Source organism: Bradyrhizobium macuxiense, from assembly GCF_001542415.1.
Lineage (GTDB): Bacteria > Pseudomonadota > Alphaproteobacteria > Rhizobiales > Xanthobacteraceae > Bradyrhizobium > Bradyrhizobium macuxiense.
Window position 1 is genome coordinate 61708 of sequence record NZ_LNCU01000013.1, and the last position, 3892, is coordinate 65599.

The 3892-nt window shown below is 64.4% G+C and carries 2 protein-coding genes; one reads left to right on the forward strand and one right to left on the reverse strand.

The genetic code is table 11. The annotated features are described in order from the left end of the window. Nucleotides 1-2459: helicase-related protein (locus AS156_RS03050; protein ID WP_082747293.1), on the reverse strand; the 2459-nt coding region annotated here is incomplete at its 3' end. 586 nt (nt 2460-3045) lie between these two features. Here AS156_RS03050 and AS156_RS03055 point away from each other — a divergent pair. Beyond that, complete coding sequence (locus tag AS156_RS03055) at nt 3046-3882, forward strand: IS5 family transposase (RefSeq protein WP_066499812.1); 837 nt, start codon at nt 3046-3048, stop codon at nt 3880-3882. The last annotated feature ends 10 nt before the right edge of the window (nt 3883-3892 follow it).

Sequence of the window (3892 nt, forward strand, 5' to 3'; positions counted from 1 at the left end):
GGCGGGCGGCGATCCATGCGGTAGCCGAGCGCGCGCAGGATCGAGGCGAAGTCTTCGCCCGCGGAGCCGGTCAGCGAGGTCATCGCCTGGGTCACGACAAAGCCGCGGCCGTCGAATGCGCCGGAGGGCTTCTCGCCCGGCGACGTCTCGCGCCAGGCCAAAGCGGGGCGGATCAGATCGGCAAGCCGCTCCAGGATGTCGACGCGCACCGCGCGCTCGCCGCACTGGCGATAGCCGAGCACGCGATAGGCATCGCGCGGCAAGGCCTTGTCGACGGGGAACGAGGTGCGGCCGCTCGACGCAAGGTGCTGCACATTCGACAGCGCGCCCATGTCGACATTGTTCTGCTTCTCGGCCCACAGCAGCGAGGCCAGCGAGCGCGCCGCGGGCTTCAACAGCTGCGGGAAATAGATGTGGTAGGCGCCGAACCGCACGCCGTATTTGCGCAAGGTCGCGCGCGACGGCTGGTCGAGATCCTTCATCTCGGCCGAGATCTTCGATCGCTCGAGCACGCCGAGCGCTTCCACGAGCTGGAATGCGATGCCGCGCGCGATGCCCTGCAGATCCTCGGCCTTGGACAATTCGAACAGCGGCCCGAGCAGCTTCTCGATATGCGTCTTGAGCCAGAGATCGAGCCTGGTCTGCACGGCTTCGCGCGAAGCGCCGGTCAGCCGCTCGTCGGAGATGATGCGCAGGCGCGGATGCAGCGCGTCCTCGGCGGCGACAAGCTTGGCCACCGCGTCGCCGGTCCAGCGGATGGTGCCGTCCGAGGTCAGCACGAACTGCTCGTCCGGGGCCGCGCCCAGTTTCTCGGCACGCGCGTCGATCTCGCGCGCCAGCACCTGCTGGGCCGCAGCCTGCAGTGCCTTGGCGTCGCTGCCGGCTTCCGCCGCATCAGGCGCAAAGGTGAAACCATCGAGCCGGCCGATCACGTGACCTTCCACGATCACTTCGCCGGTTTTGCCAATTTCCGTATTCAAAACTGAGTTCTCCCGCAGGCGGCGCATCAATACACTGGTCCGCCTGTCAACGAAACGCTCCGTGAGCCGTTCATGCAGCGCATCGGATAATTTATTTTCGAGTTCGCGCGTGATCCCCTGCCAGTGCTCCGGGTCATACAGCCAGTCCGGGCGGTTGGCGACGAAGGTCCAGGTGCGAATCTGGGCAATCCGGCCCGACAAGGTGTCGATATCGCCGTCGGTGCGGTTGGCCTGGTCGACCTGGGCGGCAAACCATGCGTCGGGGATACGCCCCTTTTGCATCAGGAAGCCGTACAGCGTGGTCACGAGTTCGGCATGGGCGGCCGGCGACAGTTTCCGGTAGTCCGGGACCTGGCAGGCCTCCCACAGCCGCTCCACGGCCGCCTTGCCGTGCGCCATATCGCGCACCTCGGCGTCGCGCGCGACGTGGTCGAGCACGCGCTGGTCCTCGGCGATCGGCGCCCGCGTCAGCGTCTCGTGGCCGGGCGACAGCGCCAGCGACACCTGCAGCGCGCCGAGCGAGGCGAAATCCAGCTTGGCGTTGCGCCACTGCAGCATCTTGACGCTGTCGAAGGTGTGGTTCTGCAGCGCGTTCACCAGTTCCGGCTCGAACGGCGCGCAGCGGCCCGTGGTGCCAAACGTGCCGTTGCGCGTCGCGCGCCCGGCCCTGCCTGCGATTTGTGCGAATTCCGCCGGGGTCAGGCGGCGGAACTGGTAGCCGTCATACTTGCGGTCGGAGGCGAAGGCGACGTGATCGACGTCGAGATTGAGCCCCATGCCGACGGCGTCGGTGGCGACGAGATAATCGACGTCGCCGTTCTGGAACATCGCGACCTGCGCATTCCGCGTGCGGGGCGAGAGCGAGCCGAGCACGACCGCCGCACCGCCATGCTGGCGGCGGATCAACTCGGCGATCGCGTAGACCTCGTCGGCCGAGAACGCGACGATCGCGGTTCGTCGCGGTTGCCGCGTGATCTTGCGGTCGCCGGCGAATTCGAGCTGCGACAATCTGGGCCGCGTGACGATCGACGCACCCGGCAGCAGCCGCTCGATGATCGGCCGCATCGTCGCAGCCCCGAGCAGCAGTGTCTCGTCGCGTCCGCGGCGATTGAGGATGCGATCGGTGAAGACGTGCCCGCGCTCGAGATCGGCTGATATCTGGATCTCGTCGACGGCGAGGAAGGAGACGTCGAGATCGCGCGGCATCGCTTCCACGGTCGAGACCCAGAAGCGCGGCGCCTTGGGCTTGATCTTCTCCTCGCCGGTGATCAGCGCGACGCTCTCCTCGCCCGTGCGGTCGACGATCTTGTTGTAGACCTCGCGCGCGAGCAGCCGCAGCGGCAGCCCGATCAGGCCCGACGAATGCGCCAGCATCCGCTCGATCGCCAAATGCGTCTTGCCGGTGTTGGTCGGCCCGAGAACGGCGGTGACGCCAGCGCCGGGCGCGCGGTCATTTCCGAACGAAGATGAGAAAGCCATATTTTGCAGGTGTTTCTTTTATCGGCGGGCGCTGTCAGCCGTCATTGCGAGCAAAGCGAAGCAATCCATTCGAGCGGCAGACCGTGACAATGGATTGCTTCGTCGCTGCGCTCCTCGCAATGACGTAAGAACCCTGAAACCAATCAGCCATAGGCACCCATCCGCGCCGAATCTGTCTCACTATGCGACGCCTTCCGCGCCAGATTTAAGCTTCGGAACGACTCTAGAACAAATCGCGGCCGAATCGCTGACTCGCTTCCAGGCCTGAAACGTTCACCGCAACATCTCGGGTAACCCTGCGGCGGCGGCACTAGATCAAGTTTGAGAGGGCTCCACAAGCACCCGATGTGCGGACTGAATTCCTTAAGTTCCAGAGGGGACCGAGTCGAATCAGAAGCAGGCAAGAGTCAACTGGATTCCGGTGACGTTTGTTGCATGCGCCAGACGCGGAACGCCTCGATAAGGAGCCCTTCCCTTGAGGGAAGCACTCCCAACCCGTCATCCTGAGAGCCTGACTGAAAAAGGAGTGAGTGATTTCGGTTGGCTGTGATTCCTTCGGATTTGCGAAGATTCGAGGGAGGGTACGATGCCGTGGACCGAAATCACTCGTGTCGAGTATCAACGCAAAGGGCTGCGCTACACAAGCGATCTGACCGATGCGGAGTGGGCGCTGATATCCCGGAAGATGCCGGCGCGACAGCGACGAGGACGCCCGCGGGAAGTCGATTTGCGCGAGGTCGTGCAGGCGATCTTCTACATTTTGTCGACGGGCTGCCAATGGCGAGCCCTGCCGAGCGAGTTCCCGCCATACTCGACGGTCCAAGGCTATTTTTATGCCTGGCGCGACAGTGGCCGGTGGCACCGGATCGTCGGAGCCTTGGTCCGGCAAGCGCGGCGGAAACTCGGGCGCAAGCCGGGACCGACGGCTGCCGTCATCGATAGCCAGACGGCTCCGACGACGCAGGCCGGCGGGCCACGCGGCTTCGACCCCGGCAAGCGCCTTCATGGACGTAAGCGGCACATCGTCACTGACACCAATGGTCTGCTGCTGGCAGTCCACGTGCATCCCGCCAACGTTCAGGATGTCCACGGTGCTGTCCCTCTGCTGGAACATCTGAGAGAACACTTCCCCAGGCTTCAGCATGTCTTTGCTGACCGAGTCTATCGCGGCAAACAGCTGCTCGACGCACTGTCCCATTGCGGCCAATGGACCATCGATATTGTCCAGCGGCCACCCGGCGTCAAAGGCTTCCAGCTCTTACCCCGACGCTGGGTCGTCGAGCGTACCTTTGCCTGGTTCGGCAGGTGCCGTCGTCTCGCCAAGGACTTCGAGGGCTCCGCGGCAACCGAAGTCGCTTGGCTTCTCGTCGCCCATCTCAGGCTCCTGATCAGACGCCTCGCCAGGCCCCAACACGCTTTTTGAGTCAGACTCT